Annotated in this window: 19 protein-coding genes; all 19 read right to left on the reverse strand. The window is 40.1% G+C overall.

The window, feature by feature from the left end:
• Positions 1–511 precede the first annotated feature (511 nt).
• The gene (locus tag MHI21_RS23030) at positions 512–2344 is read right to left on the reverse strand and encodes a 2-aminoethylphosphonate aminotransferase (RefSeq protein WP_342418965.1); all 1833 of its coding nucleotides are present in this window, start codon (positions 2342–2344) and stop codon (positions 512–514) included.
• A complete protein-coding gene (locus tag MHI21_RS23035; RefSeq protein ID WP_340959064.1) occupies positions 2338–3030 on the reverse strand; it encodes a methyltransferase domain-containing protein in 693 nt (230 codons plus the stop codon). Before MHI21_RS23035 ends, MHI21_RS23030 begins: the two co-directional genes overlap by 7 nt.
• The gene (gene aepY, locus MHI21_RS23040) at positions 3023–4165 is read right to left on the reverse strand and encodes a phosphonopyruvate decarboxylase (RefSeq protein WP_342418966.1); all 1143 of its coding nucleotides are present in this window, start codon (positions 4163–4165) and stop codon (positions 3023–3025) included. Before aepY ends, MHI21_RS23035 begins: the two co-directional genes overlap by 8 nt.
• Entirely contained in the window at positions 4162–5760 is a 1599-nt protein-coding gene (gene aepX / locus MHI21_RS23045; protein ID WP_342418967.1) for a phosphoenolpyruvate mutase, read from the reverse strand. The genes aepY and aepX overlap by 4 nt, the downstream gene beginning before the upstream one ends.
• A 49-nt stretch (positions 5761–5809) precedes the next feature.
• Positions 5810–7858: a sulfatase-like hydrolase/transferase gene (locus MHI21_RS23050; RefSeq protein WP_342418968.1), complete on the reverse strand. Its 2049-nt coding sequence runs from the start codon at positions 7856–7858 to the stop codon at positions 5810–5812.
• Positions 7859–7918: 60 nt separating this feature from the next.
• Complete coding sequence (locus MHI21_RS23055) at positions 7919–9061, reverse strand: aminotransferase class I/II-fold pyridoxal phosphate-dependent enzyme (protein ID WP_341063025.1); 1143 nt, start codon at positions 9059–9061, stop codon at positions 7919–7921.
• 19 nt (positions 9062–9080) lie between these two features.
• Positions 9081–9707: an acetyltransferase gene (locus MHI21_RS23060; protein ID WP_068938889.1), complete on the reverse strand. Its 627-nt coding sequence runs from the start codon at positions 9705–9707 to the stop codon at positions 9081–9083.
• A gap of 12 nt (positions 9708–9719) precedes the next feature.
• Complete coding sequence (neuC, locus tag MHI21_RS23065) at positions 9720–10862, reverse strand: UDP-N-acetylglucosamine 2-epimerase (RefSeq protein WP_328801031.1); 1143 nt, start codon at positions 10860–10862, stop codon at positions 9720–9722.
• Positions 10859–11887, reverse strand: coding sequence for an N-acetylneuraminate synthase (neuB, locus tag MHI21_RS23070; RefSeq protein ID WP_328801032.1), 1029 nt, complete (start codon positions 11885–11887; stop codon positions 10859–10861). Before neuB ends, neuC begins: the two co-directional genes overlap by 4 nt.
• Before the next feature lie 16 nt (positions 11888–11903).
• Complete coding sequence (locus MHI21_RS23075; RefSeq protein WP_342418969.1) at positions 11904–12602, reverse strand: acylneuraminate cytidylyltransferase family protein; 699 nt, start codon at positions 12600–12602, stop codon at positions 11904–11906.
• A 17-nt stretch (positions 12603–12619) separates the two neighbouring features.
• Positions 12620–13639, reverse strand: a complete 1020-nt coding sequence (locus MHI21_RS23080; protein ID WP_328801034.1) for a UDP-N-acetylglucosamine 4,6-dehydratase family protein — start codon at positions 13637–13639, stop codon at positions 12620–12622.
• A 29-nt stretch (positions 13640–13668) separates the two neighbouring features.
• Positions 13669–15477, reverse strand: coding sequence for a 6-hydroxymethylpterin diphosphokinase MptE-like protein (locus tag MHI21_RS23085; protein WP_342418970.1), 1809 nt, complete (start codon positions 15475–15477; stop codon positions 13669–13671).
• Between the two features lie 127 nt (positions 15478–15604).
• On the reverse strand, positions 15605–15949 hold the full coding sequence (locus MHI21_RS23090; RefSeq protein WP_342418971.1) for a hypothetical protein: 345 nt from the start codon (positions 15947–15949) through the stop codon (positions 15605–15607).
• A complete protein-coding gene (gene fliS, locus MHI21_RS23095; protein ID WP_053326240.1) occupies positions 15949–16332 on the reverse strand; it encodes a flagellar export chaperone FliS in 384 nt (127 codons plus the stop codon). Before fliS ends, MHI21_RS23090 begins: the two co-directional genes overlap by 1 nt.
• Before the next feature lie 14 nt (positions 16333–16346).
• Positions 16347–17819, reverse strand: a complete 1473-nt coding sequence (gene fliD / locus MHI21_RS23100) for a flagellar filament capping protein FliD (protein ID WP_342418972.1) — start codon at positions 17817–17819, stop codon at positions 16347–16349.
• A 14-nt stretch (positions 17820–17833) separates the two neighbouring features.
• On the reverse strand, positions 17834–18217 hold the full coding sequence (locus tag MHI21_RS23105; RefSeq protein WP_342418973.1) for a flagellar protein FlaG: 384 nt from the start codon (positions 18215–18217) through the stop codon (positions 17834–17836).
• 171 nt (positions 18218–18388) lie between these two features.
• Entirely contained in the window at positions 18389–19162 is a 774-nt protein-coding gene (locus MHI21_RS23110) for a flagellin (RefSeq protein WP_341063035.1), read from the reverse strand.
• Positions 19163–19459: 297 nt separating this feature from the next.
• Positions 19460–19693, reverse strand: a complete 234-nt coding sequence (gene csrA / locus MHI21_RS23115) for a carbon storage regulator CsrA (protein WP_017427109.1) — start codon at positions 19691–19693, stop codon at positions 19460–19462.
• Entirely contained in the window at positions 19693–20139 is a 447-nt protein-coding gene (locus MHI21_RS23120) for a flagellar assembly protein FliW (protein ID WP_328801042.1), read from the reverse strand. The genes csrA and MHI21_RS23120 overlap by 1 nt, the downstream gene beginning before the upstream one ends.
• Positions 20140–20201: the final 62 nt, after the last annotated feature.

Genomic DNA, 20201 nt, shown 5'->3' on the forward strand with positions numbered 1-20201 from the left:
TATTTCTATAGATTGAAATGGTATATTAAGCAAAGAGTTTACTATACAAGTATAGTAAACTCTTTGTGAATGTTTGAAACTCATAAAATAAAATTAATTAGAATTTTTCTTGTTTCTTATTTACTCTCTTTTCATCTAGATCATATAAAAGACTCCGGTCTCCATCTATGTCATTGAAATCTAATTGTTTTCAGAGATTTTTTATACGAACCTCTAATTCATTACAACTTCTTGAAGTATAGCCTCCATAAACAGAAAAGGTTTAAAATCAAAAAAAATGCGTTATCTGGACACTGGAAAATCGAAAATTAGTCTATATAGTCTGATGTTTGGCAATTAACTATTTCTACAACTGCAACTTTATCTCATAATAAAAGCAGAACCTTGCCCCAATAAAATTGAGATAGACTCTGTTTACATTATTTGGACTGATTAGAGCAACACCATTAATAAATAATTGATCTATTTCCAAACAGTTACAAACTTAAGTTTTTTAAATAGGTTTAATTTGTTACAAAGACAGATACTCTTCCATGGACTTCAAGAATCGTTCGATATCTTGGTAAGTAATTGCCCCTATATTAGCCACTCTGAAAGAAGCAGTTTGACCGATTTTACCCGGGTAAATTGTAAAACCATTGTTGTACAAATAGTCGTGCATAGCAGCGAATTCGTAGTTCCTAGATGCTGGCTCCTTAATGGAGGTAATAATTCTAGAATGATGCTGTATTGGTACTAAATACTGAAGCTGAAGGCGATCCAATCCTTTAATCAAGGTCTGCCACGACTCTGTATAGCGTTTATAACGCTGTTCAATCCCCTCATTTTGCGTCTCAATAATTGCTTGTTCTAGTGCATAAAACGTTTGAACTGGTGGTGTAAATCGCAGCTGACGGGTACGCTGGAAATGCTCATATTGCTTATACAAATCCAGATAATATGATTTTGGACTATAATCTTTAATCTTTTGGAGTTTTTCTTTATATGCGACGATAAAGCTAATTCCTGCCATTCCCTGCAAGTTTTTATTTGAACTCGATATAAGAAAAGAAACCTTACTCGCTTTCATATTAATCGGTATTGCCCCATACGAACTCATCGCGTCGACAATCAGATCTACTTCATGCAGAGCGCACAACTTTCCGATAGCATCAATATCGTTTAAAATACCGCTAGTCGTTTCATTATGAACAACCGCTACATGAGTAAGCTTATTTTTATTCCTTATAATCGCTGTTTCAACAGCATCCAGGGATAACGGTAGCATAGATGAGCTCTCCAAAACTTCGTGATCAACATGATAGACTTGTGCAATCTCAGCCATTCGCTCTCCATAAGCTCCATTACTGAGAATTAGCAATTTGCCTTCTCCGATCACTGAACTAATAACCGACTCTACTGCAGCCGTGCCCGACCCTGAAAATAGAGCAGTATCATACTCACTCTTTGGCGCAACGAATAAAGTAAGCTGTTCAGCTATCCACTCCATTAGATCTCCAAATTCCTGTTCTCTCGGACAAATATCTGGCACAATTTGCGCTAGCTTTACAGTATCGGTTGTTGTTGCTGGTCCAGGATTAAGTAGAATATTTCTTTTGATGGGTAATAATAAATGTGCTGCTGGTTGCTTTAATTTCGGATAGATCACTTCTTTGGCACGCTGTAAATGTTCTTCTGTATCAATTTCGCACCAAATAAATTTCTCGATTTTTTTTACAGCAATTGGTTTTCCTTTACCTACCTCAACCAATGCCTGTTCATAATCCCATTTCAAGTGATTATGAAAGTCAGCTTCTACCAGTCGGCACATTCGCTGATACGTATCCAAAGACACCTTGGATATCCCTACAAGTTCAGCATCCACTCGGCCTAAAAGTTCAATCTGCTTGGACATCGCAATGAGGTGACCTTCTCCATCGTTCTCTATATAAACTTCATCATTAGAGTGAGTCGCGCCGCTCGACAGAATTACATCACTACGCGTATCCGCCAGCAGATTTTTCAGACCCGCTATGTCGTAGAGTAGATCAGACTCTAATAGTAGAAAGTCCTCATGTACAGAATCCCGCATGTTATACAGGGTGTACATGCTCCCACTGTCTTTATAGCGATTGTTATGCACGCATTTCACTTCAGGGTACTTCCTTGCTAATCGTTCATACTCCTGTGCTAAATAACCGGTTCCAATCCAGATATGTTCAATACCACTCTTAATTAATTGAAGGATCGAGCGTTCTATAATAGACAAATCGTCGATTTCTAGGAAGCCCTTTGGCTTATGTGCCGTACGTTCTTTTAATCGGCTACCCAGTCCAGCTGCCAGAATAACTGCTGTATTTACCATTTTTCGATCACCACGTTAAACCGGAATTTGTTGTTACCATAGTTATTGATTTGCTGATTAGAAGTATTTATTGTAAACCTTTTGCCCTTAAGTGCTTTCTCAGCGAAGTTCCGTTCATAAAAAAGATGTTCCAAACCGGCATATTTCTTCTCATACTCACCTAAAGATAGCGATCCTTTCCGAATTCTTAACGCTTCATCTGCGAACTGGATATCATTCAAATCAAGTAGAACTAGCATTTTATTTGTTTTCTCCCACATGATCCGAAGCACTTCTTCCGCATATTCTAGGTTTGGAAAGTATTGAAAAACACTATTAGCCAAGACAATGTCAAATCGACGTGTGGAATCTACATGAGCAGCTTCCTGTACACTAAAGTCCATCTCCGGCATAACAAAACCTGCAATTCCAATGAGAGAAGGAGAATAATCAACCCCGCTTACTCGGTGTCCATTCTTATAGAATGGATACAAAAAAGCACCACTACCACAGCCTATTTCAAACAATGAGTCATCTGGCTGAATCTTCATAAGGCTAGCCGCATGCCTCACGTAAGTAAACCAAGCTTCCTCACTGATTTTTCCCGCTCCGGAATTAAAACCGTCCGCATCGATTAAAAATTGCAGGTTTGGATCAGCATTCGGAAGCTGCCGAGTACGTGACCAAATATTTCTCCAATTATCCATGGATGAACTTCACCAATCTCTCTTTGACTTCATGAGGTTTAACATTGGGACGGCTGAGATCATCTTTTGCCCCCCCTAAGATCGGCATATACAAAAATGTGAGTTCAGGTTGTAACTTCCATTCTTCTATAAATTCAATAAGTTGATCCGTATCCTCTACACACTTTACTCTTTTATAGCCACAACCCGCTGCTAAAGCTGGAAAATCAATATTTGCTGAAACTGTCTCTTGTCCACCGGTCGAATCATGACACTGGTTATCCAAAAGCAAATGGAGCAGATTACCTGGACCATAACGCCCATTAGTAGCTAGATTCCCCATTCTCATGATTAAAGCACCATCACCATCAATAGCAATTACGTTCAATTCGGAGCTACTTAAAGCAAGCCCAAGCCCTAACGAACTCACACACCCCATAGAACCTACCATATATAGATTTTGCTCGGAATCCTCAACCTCGTACAGTTCCCTCCCAGTATATCCAGTGGTAGCCAGATACACTGTTTTTGGATCATTGCAGCGTTTCAAGGCTTCTAACGCTTGATATCTGGATGCCCTGTTTTCAGGGTGCCTCTTAATGCTCCCCTGCACCTCCAAGACATTGTGTCGGATCGTTGTTACATCAGATACTTGAAGTACCTCTTTACTGAAGGTTCCCTTCTTAACTACGAAAAAGAAGGGCTGATTTTTTGAAATCCAACGATCAGCTTCATGCAATTGTTTGCTAGCTTCTTCAAAATCTTTCGAAAGATAGCTCCACTTCACTTGCATCAAATCCAAAAGTTGTGTTGTTATCTGTCCCATCAACTCATGCTGAGGTTCATCAGCGACACCTGCTTCACCACGCAAACTGACAAACCCTAGAACAGGCAACTTGAAAGTATAATTTAAGGAGGTTAGTGGAGAAACGGCATTCGTAAGACCCGAGTTCTGCATCAAAACAACAGACTTACGCCCCCCCAGATAGGCTCCACTAGCTATTGCAACTGCATCTCCTTCATTGGCAGCCCCTACATAATCACACTCATTAATTGAAAAGTTAATCAGATCCTTCAAAAAAGAGCACGGTACTCCAGTAAAGAAGTCGTACCCCAATGATTTCATCTCTTTCCCGAACAACTTTGTATCTATCACAGCATTTCACCTGCTTTTTGAAGATCGACAATCGTGTCCACGTCCAGCCAATCTCCTTTAATAAATCTCACTGCAACAGAATGTATCTTAACTAGTTCATTAAATAGATCGGTCAGAGTAAGAGTATGAAAGTCTTTTTCTTTAGATAAGCGTTCCAGCACTGTTTTTACTATATCTGCTCCTTGTGCGGATACCTTCCAAAGCCCGATAAACTCACCATTGGATTTTTGTTCAACACCGGATTTACTTACACTTACTAGCTTAACAGCGCTAGAGTACAAGTTTTTGGAATAAGGTTTTTCAGTCACAACAAGATCTTGATTGTTTTCAGAAACTTCAGCATCCGCATCGACCACAATTGTAATATCGTTTGTATCGTTAAGAAGATCATTAAGTATGTAATTCTTATAAATAATATCTCCATAGCTAATCACCGTAGTATCACTACCAATCTTATCTTTGGCCAGATAAAGAGAGTACAGTTCTTGGGTTGAAGCAAATTGATCATTGTCAATAGTCGAAATATTATTCAGCTTCACGTTCTCTTTTGCAAATCCGCGTACGACTGAAATATCCTTTATACCAACCTTGTTCAGATCATCCACTTGCATGCTCAGGATCGGTTTCCCGCTAACTTTCAGCAGTGTTTTAGGAATTTCTCTTGTGAGTTCTCCCAAGTTTCCTTGACTCGCCGCAAGAATGAGCGCATTTACATTTTTTCCGGATGTAGGCAGGTATTTTTTCTCCGCTTCTTTCAGTTCATCCGCACCCTGTAACTTAAAAATTTCAGACACAGTTGTAATTTTACCTTCTACGTTAATCAAAGATTGATCTTTGTAAATCTGTCGCACTGTCTGTTGCATAGAATGGATAGCTGACCGTAAAGTATGATTCGCCCAAATAACCATGTTAATTCCAAGTTCCCTGAACCGATCGGAAGGCGTAGAATAATATTTAGTAGGCACAATCACAACTGGATGGCGATTACCCCACTCTCGCATGAAAGCCTCGATATCAGAACTGTCAGCTTTTTTACTATGAACCAGGATGGCGTCCGCTCCCGCCAATCTGTATGCTTCCGCTCGGCGTAAAGCTTCGTCCAGCCCCCATCCAGCAATAAAGGATTCCAAACGCGCAACTACACAGAAGTCATCGTCACTTTGCGTTTCCTTGGCAGCTTGTATCTTACCGCAGAATTCATCCATATCCGCAAGCGGTTGTGTTTCTCCAGATATGAAAGAATTTGTCTTAGGAAACAGTTTATCCTCAATGCATACACCAGCCACACCACGCTGTTCAAGTTTTCTGACCAATCTTCTCATATTGTTGAAGTTACCGTAACCGGTATCTCCATCTAGCAGTATAGGCAGCCTCGTCGCATCGTTCATAAATTCCATAACATCGAGGATTTGTGTCCAAGATGCTTCGTTATTATCACGAACACCCAGAGAAGCAGAGATCGTAAGTCCACTACCCCAGATTCCTTGAAAACCTGCTTCCTCCACAATTTTTGCTGATATCCCATTATGTGCTTCCATAATGAAATCAAGTTTGGAGCTTGTAATCATTTGTTTGAGCAACTTTGTTTTTTTCATTATAATCTTTCATCCTTTTACTTGTTATAAGTTTGTATTTTAAAATCTATTAACTAATTATTATGTGTTTACGAATATGTTTCCATACAACTTCCTCATAGTGATCAACTTTGTCCGGGAACACATCAGTCTCATTGCTACTAGTTTCTTTATTGATCAATTGAACCTTATACTCATTTAAATCTACCAGCCCATCATTCTGAATAGGTTGTCCGTTTTCAAACCTAAAAATATGAGTTTCATCCGTGATTGCAGCTTTATAAGTTTGATTAGGATGTATCGCTTCCGTAAAAGAAAACTTGCGGGCTTCCTCGCCCCCTAAACATGCAGGGAGGTGACCATCAATATCTTCAGGAGCAGGCAGATCACTGTAATGAAGTAGCGTCGGCAGTATATCAATCAGCTCCATAAATTCGTCTGATTCTCCTACTGGAACATCCCCGCCTCTAATCATAAACGGAACCTTGCGTCTACTCTCATGAAGGAGAAACGGTTGATCTTCTAAGAATGATTGACCATGATCAGAATGAAACAGAACCAGGATCTCCTCATTCTGAAAATGCTGATCAAAATAGGTATAAAGAATGTTCAAGTAAAAGTCGATTCGTTTAATTTCTAAAATATATTTTTCATGTTTATTGATATCATAAGGAGTTAAAACGGTAGTACTCCCTTTTTCTTTTATTCTGACACGTTTACTGATGTCAATTTGTGCTTGTGTCATGAGATTGCGGTCCATTTCGTCTGGAACATGGTGTACATCCGCCAAAGATATCCACATAAAGTTATTTCTTTCTTTAAACGACTCCAAATGCTCTATTGATTCCGTAATAATCTGTTTGCAATCCATCCCACCCATAAAATTTTGAAATAGAATACGATCAAAACCTTTATGATATCCATGTGCAGGTGTTACCCGCCAGTCTCCTCCGATTTGTGCGGTAAGATATCCAGCCTCTTTAAAGTGCTCTTGCATCATTTTATTATTTTCGGTAAATGCATGATTAAAGTCAGGGTGGAATACGCCGTGACTGGTTGTATACTTACCAGTAAACATACTAGCTACACTTGGAAATGTCCATTCACTTGTTGCATAGCAATTGGTAGAGGTAAATCCTTTCTGAAAATAAGCATGTGTATAGGGCATAATCGATTGGAAATCATGTTTTTGTAAAAATTCAAATGAGAGCCCGTCAATGAAAATGTTGAAGATTAACCGCTTTTTCTTCGACTTTTCTTGCAACGGGATAGGTGTTCCAATAAATATAGGTTTATCCGTTGTTATCTTTAATAAACCACTTTCATTAAAGCGCAAATAATTATATTGATTATAAGGAAGATCCTTATTTGAAAAAGGATAATCCTTCCCGTTCAGACTAAAATTAAGCATCGTTTCTCCCTCAAGCGCGGAAACAGGTAGTAATGTCTGACCTGCTAATGATATTTGTTGTTCAAAGTTACATATCTGGCCCTTTAAAGTTTCTGTCATATGATAGTGTCTATTAATTTCGTCAATATCAGCATCATTATATGATTTGTAAAAATTGGTCATATATTCATCTGAGGTTCCGGTTGCCTGAGGTCGACGAATCGTGCTTAGACGGTTATGGTCAATGGGAAATAATCGATAGTCTGTTTCTCCTAAAAATCTCTTGCCCTCCTCAATAATTTGAAACAATTCAGCCTGATGAGTCTGATAAGTTTCCATCAATAAAAGATTCATTCGATTAATATACGTCTCAGCTAATTCCTGTTTTTCTACCGTACTAGCATATTTGAATGCACGGAGATACCTATGAAAACTGTCAGTAAAAAAATTACGCATTTCATAAACAATACCAAGATTTAAGTTAATATCAAAATTAAATGGATATAGCTTAATTCCTTCTTCTAAAATTTTCGTAGCTTGCTCATAATCGCCTTTTTGGAAAAAGTAGTTGCTCTTAATCGAGACTAGGTTCGCATCTTCTGTAATCTCAATATATTTATTAATGCCTTCCTCCAATGTTGATGGATTATTGTTATCAAAAGAAACTCTAATAGTATGGTTTATATTTTTCAATTTCTCTATGCGTTGCTGAATCGGCTTTCTTCTCATTAAAAAAATCCCCTAAAATTTCTATATTTTATTTAGTAATATAATTTTCTGAAACATACCTTAGAAATTTTTTTTCAACTGTTCAATAACAAACTTTTGATTTTCTTGAGTCATATTCGTATCAGATGGGAGACAAATTCCGTTTGAAAACAACTCTCGACTGATATCCCTTCCCGCTTCATGTGTAAAATAGTCTGTTTCCACAAACAACGGCTGTAAGTGCAATGGCTTCCATACTGGACGTGATTCAATATTTAACTTCTCTAAAAAACGAACTATTTCATGTACATCAATTCCTACTTTCGTTGAATCAATCTGCATAGCAGTTAACCATCGTGTGGATTTACCAGAGCCCGTCTCAGGCATAAAATATATGCCATCTATTTCTGATAGCATTTTGTGATACAAGCCAAAAATATCTCTTTTTTGCGAAATTCTATCTTCTAGAACTTTTAATTGTCCTCTACCAATCCCTGCAAGTACATTGCTTAAACGATAATTATAACCCAACGCACTATGTTGATAATAAATCGCCTTATCTCTTGCTTGTGTTGAATAAAAGCGTGCTTTGCTCAGTGCTTCTAAATCATCTGAAACCAGCATACCTCCGCCGGAAGTAGTAATAATCTTATTTCCGTTAAATGAAAGGATACCGAATTTCCCAAGCGTTCCACTCATCTGATTGCCGTAAGTTGCTCCGAGTGATTCCGCAGCATCTTCTACAATTGGCACCTCGTAATAATCACATATTTTTTTCAACCGATCGTAGTCTGCACTCTGCCCATACAAATTGACTATAACTACAGCTTTAGGTTTCTTTCCCTTATCTGCATAAGTCTTGAATGCTCGCTCTAGTGCCTCAGGGGACATATTCCAGCTGTCTGGTTCCGAATCGATAAAGACAGGAATTGCACCTTGATATAAGATCGGATTAGCACTGGCAACAAAGGTAAGAGAAGAACAAAAAACAATATCATCCTTCTCCACACCAAGCAATATCAAAGACAAGTGAATTGCTGCTGTTCCAGAACTTAGGGCAACTGCGCCTCCACATCCTAAGTAATTTGCCACCTCTGATTCAAAAGCGTCTACATTTTTACCTAGTGGAGCAATCCAATTCGTTTCAAAGGCCTCTGCGATATATTGCTGTTCAAGCCCGCCCATATGCGGTGAAGATAAATAAATTCTATCTCGATTGGACATTTTGTTTCATCCCTTATCCTTATAGGTTTTTTATTACTTTGGCCGGACAACCCACAGCTATGACGTTCTCTGGCAAATCGCGGATGACACAAGAAGCAGCACCAACGATGGTATCGCACCCTACACGAACACCAGGTATAAGACTTGCACCTATTCCGATATGAGCACAGCACCCGATCTGAACTCCACCTGCCATATGTACACCTGGGGAAATATGCACGAAGTCTTCTATTCGGCAATCATGATCTATAGTAGCCGCCGTATTAACAATGACATGCTCTCCAACATACGCATCAGCGTTAATTACAGCATTAGGCATGACAACCGTCCCCTCCCCAATGAATGCGCTGGGTGCGACTACAGCGCTTGGATGAACAGCAGTACCAAATTTGACTGAAGCAACTTTTAATTGACTTACAATCTTCCTTCTGGTTGTATTATCTCCGATTGCCACAACGAACAGCGCCTCTGGATACAGAGATAATAGTTGAGCAATCTGATTACGGCCCCCCAAGATCGGCAATCCGTTCCATGCTTCTTCTTTACTATGGTCATCCAGAATACCAATGATTTCTTCACCACAGGACCGTAAAATATCCACAATAACCTTGGCATGTCCTCCTGCTCCAAAAACAATATAGCTCAAGGCCGATCCTCCTTAATAGGTAATTGTCTTTTGTATAAGCTGCTCTGACTTGGATGTTCGGTTCAATATATCTACGATGCGAGAGCTTGTGTTATCTCTACTGTAAATATTGTCGGCTGCTTTAACAATTTGTTGGAAAGGCTCAGACATTGCGTACTCCATTGCAGAAGTCAATTCGAGCTCGTCAGCTGCAATATCTATTGTGTTCACAGAACGTTCTCTGCCTGTCTGGCGAGTTCCGATATTAATGACTGGAACATGAAAGGAGGCAGCCTCAATAATCCCCGATGAAGAATTTCCAATTAATATTTTTGCGTTTTTCAACATCGTCAGATAATCAAGTTGCTCAAAACTAGTTACAAGGTGCATCCCTTTTCTTGTAGAAAAACGATTATATACATCAACGATCGCATCAGCTCCAGCATCCGAATTGGGCATCACACAAATTACCTCATTCTCCCCAGCCAAGAGAACTTCCATCATCTTACCAAGGATGTGCATATCCCCTTCTTCCGTGGTGACAGGATGATAAGCAAACAGCACATAATCGTTATCTATATTTAGATCGTATTTACGTTTCGTCCTCTCTAGCTCAGGCAGGGAAGTGTTCATCATCGTTTCAATTCTCGGAGCACCGACTACATGAATTCTCCAAGGTTCTTCGCCAAGCCTGATTAGACGCTCTCTGCTTCCATTTGTAGCCACAAAGTGGATGTGGGCCAACTTACTAATCGCATGCCGAACAGACTCATCAATCGTGCCGGATACTTCTCCACCATGCAAATGAACAAGCGGAATGTTCATGTGAGAAGATACAATCGCAGCTGCAAGCATTTCTCCCCGATCTCCTAATACAACAACGAAATCTGGTTCCAAAGCTTCTACGGCTTGTGTCATGCCCATGATTGCTATTCCAATAGAGCGAGACATATTAGCATGAGTAGATCCTTGCAGCAGACAGTCTACCTTAGCAGATACACGAAATCCGTCCTTTTGGATAGCGTCCAATGTATACCCATGCTGTGGAGATAAATGCATGCCTGTAACCAACAGGTGGAGCTCCAGAGCATGTTCTTCCTCAAGAGCCCGCAAAACCGGGTAATATATCCCATAATCAGCTCGTGTTCCGGTAATCACCAATACTTTTTTCTTCATTGCACATCATCCCATGATAACAAACTATCTTCATGTACATCCTTTAAAAGCTGCTTACCAACCAAGTCATCAAAATATTTAGGCTCTATTCCAGTGCCTGGGCGCTTGATGAGCAGATCTTCTTGAGTTAATTGCTGGCCAGCCTTTTTGGATGTTGCCATCACAATACTTTTTCTTGCAACGGCTCTGGTGCTTTCCTCGGAAGGCATACACCTTTTAACCCCATCCCCTAGAGCCTGCTCCACATTTCGAATCGCAAGAACCATTTTCGAGAAATCAGCAGGCTCCAGTGAAGCCTTATGGTCAGGACCTGGAAGATTTCGATCCAATGTAAAATGCTTTTCAATAATTCTCGCTCCTAATGCTGAAGCTGCTATAGCGATCTCGATGCCCGCCGTATGATCAGAATATCCTGTGACTTTATCAAAAGCTGTAGAAATAGTCTTCATGGCCAGCAGGTTTACATCTTCCAATGGTGCTGGATAGTCGGAAGTACAATGTAGCAATAGAACATCACTTTTTTTGACTACTTCTAACGATTCTCTAATTTCATCGAGATTGGACATCCCAGTGGATAGAATAATCGGACGCCCATAACTATCAAGCTTCTGAAGAAAGGGGATATTGTTCATATCTCCTGATCCTACCTTGAATGCGTCGATATGAATTGAATTCAGAAACTCAGCACTTTCTTCATCAAAGGGTGTGGAAAGGAAATCTATCCCTTTATCCTCACAGTACCTTTTCAAAAGAACAAAATCCTCAAAGCTCAATTCCAACTGTTTTAGCATATCTAGTTGGCTTTCAGCTGAATTGGTATTTTCCGTCTGATAATTAGCCTTCTGGGCATACTTGGTTACCAGCTTTTCGCTTTTAAAGGTTTGGAATTTCACCGCATCTGCACCGCATAAAATCGCTTGATCAATACACTCGAATGCAAGCTCCAATGATCCGTTATGATTGACTCCTACCTCCGCGATAATATAGATAGGGTGGTTTTCATTATTTGATAAGAGGTTTTGCATGTTATATTCCTCCCTCCTACTGCAAGGATTCCTTGTGATTGGATTCTCTCCAAAAAAACTCTGCCATTTTTAAATCAAACTCGTCATCTATGTCAATAGATCGTTCTTTAGGCATAATGTAGCCACAATTATTAGGACCAACCAGAGTGTCACTATTCATTAACAGATCTCTTTTTACGATATAGATGGCTCCATTTAGAGCATGTAGTTCTTTCAGATCTTGTCTCCTCAAATGCTTCCTTTCACCTTTCAGGTAGGGCGTTAGCCGCCCGTTATCCATTTCCCTTAGTAAATAGGGTTGCACTCCAGACAAAGTGACACTTTGAAGTGAATCAGCCTGATGATCTAAAAATATTTTATATGCCTCTTTGATGTCCATAGCATTTCGCAGTGGAGATGTGGGCTGCAGCAGCATAATAACATCAAAAAATTGATTTTGTGTCTGCTCATAAAATTCAACTGCATGCTTCAATACATCAATGCTTTTGGCCTCATCGGTAGCCAGTTCATCGGGCCTTATAAACGGAACAGCCGCTCCGGCTTGGCCTGACACACGAGCAATCTCTTTACTATCCGTTGAAACTATAACTTCGTCTACACAACCACTGTTTAGCGCGGCTTCAATGCTATATTGAATGAGCGGCTTATCATGTAACAATCTTACGTTTTTACCAGGTAAACCTTTTGATCCACCCCGTGCAGGAATAATCGCCAAACATTTGTGATTGCTCATCATACAACACCCTTTGTGAAGCCCAATCCGTTCTGTTCAATAAGCTCCCGAATGGCTTTCGGGAAAATCTGTGGTGCAGTCATCGAAGAATATTCTTGACGAATAGCCTTTTTAAAACCTTCATAATCCTGCTCTGCGGTATGGAATAACGAAGGAATGATATACATCTGTCCATTCTCCAATGCTCTTTCCGATTCCTCAAGCGTCATGAGTTCCTCATATAGCTTCTCACCCGGCCGTATTCCGGTCTCAATGATTTCTCCACGATAGGGTTTACCGACTGCCTCTTCATACGAATCAACCAAGCATTGGGCCAAATCCGTAATTTTGAGAATCGGCATTTTTAGTACAAATACTTCTCCGCCTTGCGAATAGTGCGCCGCATCTATGACCAATTGAGCGGCTTGAGGAATAGACATCATAAACCGAGTCATCTCTGCATGTGTGACCGTCACCGGTACCCCTTTAGCAATCTGGTCACGGAATAAAGGAATAACAGAGCCCCTGGATCCCATAACATTTCCAAAGCGGACACAAGAAAAGATGGTACGTTTGCTCCCTTTATACAAGTTGGCGGCAGAAATTAAACGTTCTGATAGCAGCTTCGTAGCCCCCATCGTATTCGTTGGGTTTACCACTTTATCTGTGCTGATGGCTACTACTTTTTCTACATTATGCTCAATAGCCGTCTCTATCAGATTTTGTACGCCAATAACATTCGTTTTCACTGCTTCCATAGGGTTGTACTCGCATGCAGGCACATGTTTGAGAGCAGCAGCATGAAAGATATAATCCACATCCTCCATGGCGTAGCTCAGTCTTTGCTTGTCCCTGATATCACCGATCAGATAACGGATATTCGTAAATTCTTTTAATTCTTGCTGCAGATCAAACTGCTTGCTCTCATCCCTGCTAAAAATCCGTAAAGCTTTAGGGTTATACGATAAGATATTGCGTACAATTTCACTGCCAATTGAGCCTGTGCCGCCCGTAACCAGTACAATCTTGTTGGTAAACATAATGACCTCCGGAGTGTAAAACGATTAATTTATATATTTTTATGGACCACTGCATCCCTATCTGTTTTTTTATCTAAACGGCAAATCGATTCCGAAAACATTTCTTCAAGTATTGGGATTTGTGTTGTAATATCCTTTAAAATCTTACCAACGTGCTCATAAATTAAATCAGACTTACGAGTCAACTGATGTTCTGTCACAATCACAGGAAGCACCTGATCAAAACGCGCAATTTCGATAGGCATAATGGACTCAAATATAGGTGAGAACCAGTTCCTGTTGGCAATCAATCCCCACATCTGCTCTATGGATTCCATCATATTTTGAGCCTTTGCCGGTTTAGTTCGGCTAAACTCGCGTAATTTATTCATAAGCTTGTGAATGGCTGCAATCTCAGAGCGTACATTGGAAAGGTCCTCACGTGTCGCTATCAGCTTATCTCTAACATCCTGCACCTTATTCATATCAACAGCAACATTTTTTTCATTTATCAAATCGGCAATTGCATCAGGATGAACAGATTCTGAAGCTAACAATTTATACATCTCTTCCATGGGCTTGAAAGGAGCACCCTCAATCACTGCACCATTGCGGCTTGAATTAACGAATTCGATTCTCGGAAGGGCCGTAATGAGATTTTCGAGTCCATCCTTCATCAAAGAGAAACTCTCATCTGTAGTATTGTATGTTCCCTTTACATTCAGTACTTTCTTAGGCGCTTCTTGCACTGTCTTCTCAGTAGCTTCGGCTGCAAAATGTTCAATTCCATCTGCGTAAAATTTGTTATTAGGGAACGACAAATCCTGACCTGCAAGTATGATCCGTTTAGCCCCTAAACATGCTGCTGCTTGAATAGCCGTTCCTGCAACCGTTTCTGTGGGGGATATAAAGAGTTCCTCTTTACTGAGTCCAAAGAAATACTGAGATACAGCATCACTTTTCATAATACTATGAATTTTCTCTGCGCAGTTCTGATCAGAGATTTCATAATAAGATGAGGAGGTAAACAATAAAGGCTGCTCCCTTGTTACAGAAGAAGCGAAGATCTTCTTATTGACTGGATGTCCATCCATAATGACAGCAAGGTGAGGCTGTATTCCATGCTTTGCTAAAGCCTGAATGCTGGAGCCTGCTGAAATAATCAGTACATGAGGACGTAATTTTTTCAGCCATTCGATATCTTCTTGTAACGATGGTCCCGATGATACAACAACTACAGTTGCGCCTTCAAAAGCATAAAAAAATCGCTCAATGGAGGGAGTGTATAACACATCAGATAGGTGATATAGGAAATTCCGCGTCCATTCTTCACGAAACCGATTCTCTGTATATTTATCTACCAAAAAACTCTGACGGTAATCTTGGAATTGTTCTTTCACTTCACGTAACATACTCATATTGTCTGATAAATACTTACGTAGTGCGATAAACACCAAGTCTTCCATCATATAACTACTCAACATATGAAACATCATATTGAGCTGAGAATCACCCACGGATAGCCAGTACAAGTTGGGATGCTCCAACAAAAGACTGAGGTCATACTCCGTCACGGCTTTCAGAAAAAGTTGCTCATCCGGCTCGTACACAAACAACCAATGATTCGGATACAATTCGAGGAGATCAGCAATACTGAGTCCCCTTTCAAACCCATATACAAAAATGATTTTTCCATTTCCAATAGCTCCATCGACAGCATTGAGCCAAGCGATATCCCTTTCAAAGGACTCAGTAAACAAAGGTATAGATAAGTCATCATTCAGCAAACTATTGATTTGGGTTGCAACATGAGGAAACCTTTGCTCTAGAATTGTATGGTTTATTTGTAGTTGAGACAAGGTAATACCACCGTTTCACATTAATATTTGTTAATTAGTATATCGGATTTACTCTTAATGGAATGAACCTTTTCACAAAAATACCCCCATTCTAAATCGAATAGGGGGTACGCTCCAAAAAGTATTTTTATTTGCGATGATCAATAAACAAACTGTCTACAGAATAAGCCTGCTGGTATGCATGCTGCTGCACACGAATGGCTCCGCGTTTCTCCATCCAGTGACCAGCCTCATCTTTTAGTACATGCATACGCTGCAAAATTACAGAATCATTACTTAATATGTCACGAATTTTCTGCTTGTCATTTTCCGTTAACGATGGTTGATAGGACTGCATCTGTTCTACAATGCGTTGTCTTTGATCGGCAAACTGTTCAAACTCTTCCTCACTTAAATTCATAAGGTTAGATAACACTGCTTCTGTCCTATGTTGCAGCTCTTCAAGGAGTACTTGCATATTAGGATCTGCCATTACACACTACCAACTACACCAGGCATTTTCATGGCTTCCAACCAAGCTTCCCGTAGATCAGTCAAATGTTCCAGCACCTCTTGTGCCGGAGCGGCTATTTTGTGAACATTCGCCTCGATCAGCTCATGCAGCATATATTCATACACTCGTAATAAGTCATGGGATATTGGATACTCAAAATTCAACGCAGATATCAACTCGTGTACAATCGCTTGCGCTTTACACAAATTATTATTTGCTTTCTCGTTATCCCTATTCTCTATCCCCTCAATCCCCGCACGTACGAAACGAATAGCCCCATCGTACAGCATAATCAGCAGTTTAGGCTTGGATGCAGTTTGCGCTTGAGTCTGCCGGTATTTCTGATAGGGTGTATTGATCAATTGTAAAACCTCCTTTATGACGACATGCCTGTAAGACTCGAAGATGTACTATTATACTTGCTGATTGCCGTCTCCATCGCAGTGAATTTTTTGTAATAGTTAGTTTCAATCATCGTTAGACGGCTAGTCATGTCACTAATTCGGCGGTCCAGGCTCGACAATTGCTCTCCCATTGTGCTCGTAGTAAGAAATGAAGCTGTTAGATCCTTACTTACTTTTGAAGTACCAGCTGTATCGGCCATTCTTTGAAGTGAGGTATTCGAAATCTTTTTAAGTTTAGCAAGAACACCATCTTGTTGTGTATATTTATTTGTTAATAGGGTACTTGGGTCCTGTTTCCCGAAAAAGTTCGCGACAATATCCGGATCCTTTTCAACCGCTGCACGCAACTTGTCTGCATCCAAAATAAGCTTGCCTTTGGTATCATACGTACCCGTAGTGATCCCAAGCTCAGACATCATTAAGGGTTTATTCTTACCATTTGCATCAACTCTGCCGATGTCTACACCTTGAATCATGGCACTACGCATCTCAGATAATGTATCCTGCAGGATAGGATCGTTTCTAAGCATGCCACTCTTGGCCTTGGTTGTCCAGAGCTTGGCTTCATCATCACTCATAGCGGCTTTTTGTTCCGTCGTAAGCGGAGCGTATTTTTTATACCTCTCTTCACCAACCTTGCCATTGAGTGTAGCAAGAACGTCATTATATGCATCGACAAAACTTTGAATATTTTCGACAATCTTATCGGTATCTTTGGTAGCTTCGATTCTTGTCGCAGCACCACCGGCTGTCTTCAGTGTAATATCAATGCCATTAATGGTAAAATTATTTGATGACTTTTTGACTTCAAGTCCATTTACCTTTATCACAGCATCCGTTCCGTTTGTTGAAGACAATTTAAATTCACTACTAATTTGAGAATCAATATTGAATGTTTGCGACCCCGTAGTCTTACTAGTTAATGACAAACCAGATTTGGGATCGTACAGGGCAGTTACTCCTGTCTTACTGTTATCATTAATTTTTTTAACAAACGATTCAATGGTTTCGTTTGCATCCACATCAATGGTGTCCCCACCAACCTGAACCGTACGAGCCGCCCCATCGGCAAAGGCAAGCTCGGTGCTTGCCTTTTCAGACCATGAGCTGTCTGAGACAGATCTTGCGGCAGTAGCGAGATTGGTTACCGAGATATCCAATACTCCACTGGCAGACGATGAAGCCGATGCAGTCAACGCGTCACTATTTCCCGATACTGTTACTTTCTGCGGATTCATTGAAGCAGTACGGCTTAATGTCGTCAGTTTATCTTGTAGAAATGAAACAATTTTAGTACTGGACTCACGATAGTTTTCTCGTTTCCATTCCATTAGCTGCTTTTGTTGAGTCAGCTTATCGAGAGGTACACGCTCAGCAGTCATCAGCTTTTTAACTACTGCATCAATGTCCATGCCTGAGGCAAGACCACTTATTCTAGTTACCATGGTTATATATCCCCCTATACTTTTTTATCGATAATGATTCCTGCAATTTCCATCATTCTAGCTGCTATATCCAGAATTTTCTCGGGAGGTACCTCACGAATCAAATCGCCCGTTTCCTTGTTCATCACCTTTATCATGATTGCATGCGTCTTTTCATGCACAGAGATCTCAAACGTCTTCTGTGGGCCTTGTATAGCATCAATTACTTTCTGTAGCTCCAAAACTGCTTCTTCATGTGATGGTTGCTTCTGACCGGTGCCGCCTCTATTGGCTGTTCGGGCAGCATCTTGTGTAGCAGCATAATTTGTTTCGGCATCCGAAGGGGCTTCACGTTTTATTCCTGCTGATGACTGAACCGGCAACAGATTCCCGGTGCTAGGGGGGATCATCGAGTCCATAGAATAACCTCCATTAGTAGTTTTTCACACAATAAAACCGTTCTATATTTGAAAAGCCAATACATTATATATCGGTAAATAGGTGCAATTATTTACGAAAAAATTAAAATAAAACAAAAAAAAGATCCTGCGAAAGGCAGGATCTTTTTTTGTAATGGTTGTCGTTTAAAATTAACGCAGCAACGACAGTACGCCTTGTGGCGCGGAGTTTGCTTGTGACAACATGGATTGTGAAGCTTGCAACAAGATGTTGTTTTTGGACAGAGTAACCATTTCTTTTGCCATGTCAGTATCACGAATACGGGATTCGGAAGCTGTCAGGTTTTCTACAGTTGTACCCAAGTTGTTGGAAGTGTATTCCAGACGATTTTGCATAGCACCGAGGTTCGCACGTTGCTTAGCAACTGCTTCAATTGCTTTAGTTGCACTTGCAAGTGTTACGCCCGATGTAAGACCTCTAAAACCAGCGGAGCTAATACCTTTAATAGTGATAACGAACGCATTATCATCAGCTTGAATTTTCACACCTGCTCCACCGGAAATTGAAATACCGTTGAATTTAGTGTTGGAGAGGATTGCGTCAATTTGACTACCCAATTGGCCAAGCTCTGCTTTGATGTTGGATTTATCGCCAGCACTGTAAGTATCATTAGATCCTTGAACAGTCAGTTCTTTCATACGAGTCAACATGGAGGATACTTCGTTCATTGCACCCTCAGATGTTTGTGCGAAAGAGATACCATCTTGAACGTTACGTTGCGCTTGTTCCAGACCACGGATTTGACCGCGCATTTTTTCGGAAATGGAGAGACCCGCAGCATCGTCAGCTGCACGATTGATACGCAGACCTGAAGACAATTTTTCCATGTTTTTGCTTGCTGCCGTGTTGTTCAATTGCATGTTACGGTGTGTATTTACTGCAGGTAAGTTGTGATTGATAATCATTTTAATTTCCTCCCTGAAATGGTTTGATTCCCACGTCCTTGTGGTATAAGCGTCTTCACAGGTCGGCCGCCCTGAAGAATTACCGCTCTAAAATATATATCGACCCCAAGACTAGAATTGTTTATAGCATTTCGATTTTTTTTGAAATATTTTCTTAGGAGTTACGACTCGGTTATATCGATTTACACTTTTACCTAATGACGACTTGTCCAAGGCAAATCTGACAGCTTATTATGAGCCTAACAAAGGCCCACACTTTACTCGTGTCGGCCTTTCACAATCGCAATTATTGTTAAATCAGGACTTCCTCTTATCCATTTCCAACATCGCATTTTGAATAGCATTCGAATCCATAACAGCAATTTGATTATTTTGCTGAATAGCATCAAAAACTTCTTTTCGGTAAATATCGATATCCTTAGGAGCAGAAATACCGATTTTCACAGTATCTCCTTCAACAGAAAGAACTGTTATGACGATATCATTCTGAATTACAATCGATTCACCCTTTTTACGTGTTAATACCAGCATTAGGACTCACCGCCTTTGCTGGACTCTAATTCATTCCACAAGGGATGCTTAATTGTATAGTTCGTATTTTGCAAAACAATTTGTTTTCCAGTCCGCTGTTCAATGTTAAAAATTAAAGGCGCAAGCAAATTAACTGTTGTTTTGGATTGATCACTGTTCCATGTACAAATACATCGTACTGATATCTGTTCCTGACTTGTAATGCCAATATCCTCTAAAGCATCATCAGATAACTCAAATTCATAATCTTTAAAGAAATCAAATGGATTTACGGTGATAAAAATAGTAGCTGGCTGCTCTACTGCACTGAAAAGACTAAATAATTCATTGTGTTCCTGTAGCTGAAATTCCCGAAGTTGTTCAAATCCTGGTATTCCTTTCGGAAACACATAAAGACTAGTATTTTCATCTCGGTTCTCTTCATCTAATCTCTGTTCTGGGGTCATAAGTAACTCCTCCTATATATAGTAACAAAAAAGCTACGGACCACTCGTCCATAGCTTCAAAT

The organism is Paenibacillus sp. FSL H8-0168 (assembly GCF_038592955.1).
Classification (GTDB): Bacteria; Bacillota; Bacilli; order Paenibacillales; family Paenibacillaceae; genus Paenibacillus; species Paenibacillus polymyxa_B.